The 611-nt window shown below is 70.0% G+C and carries 1 protein-coding gene; it reads right to left on the reverse strand.

Going from position 1 to position 611, the window contains the following annotated elements:
- Positions 1–611 (reverse strand): IS701 family transposase (locus tag I8N67_RS41885; RefSeq protein WP_200309640.1); only part of this gene is annotated, 611 nt, incomplete at both ends.

The raw sequence follows: 611 nt of genomic DNA on the forward strand, positions 1-611 counted from the left end.
TCGCGCTGTCCCTTCGCTCCCGCGCCACAGGAACGGCGTTCCCATGCCTGGTCGGGGGCCTGCGCGAGCACCATGTCGATGCGCGGTCCGGCCAGCGAGAACTGGGACTTCGAAACGGCGAGGACGTAGCCGACGCCGGATGTTTCCAGCATCCGGCGGAAGCGGTTGTCCTGTCCGTAGGCGGCGTCCGCGGTGACCCAGGCGATCGGCAGCGGCGAGGACAGTGCCCTGCGGACGATCGTCGCCGCGAGGGTGTTCTTGGTGGCGAACTCCCGCTGGTCGGGGACCTTGGCCGCGCGGCAGCGGTCGCGGTCGTCGGTCCAGGACTTGGGCAGGTAGAGCTCGTGGTCCACCAGGGCGCGGCCGGCGGTGCTGGCGTAGGCGGCGAAGACGCCGATCTGGCAGTTCTCGGTGCGGCCGGCGGTGCCGGAGTACTGCCTTTGAACGCCGGCGGAGGTAGTGCCCTTCTTCAGGAACCCGGTGTCGTCGATGATCAGTACCCCGTCGGGGCGGCCGAGGTGTTCGGCGACGTAGGTCTGCAGGTCGTCGCGGATGTCGTCGGGGTTCCAGCGGGCTCGGGAGAGCAGGTGCTGCAGTCCGTCGGGGGTGGC

Source organism: Streptomyces adelaidensis (assembly GCF_016598475.1).
Lineage (GTDB): Bacteria > Actinomycetota > Actinomycetes > Streptomycetales > Streptomycetaceae > Streptomyces > Streptomyces adelaidensis.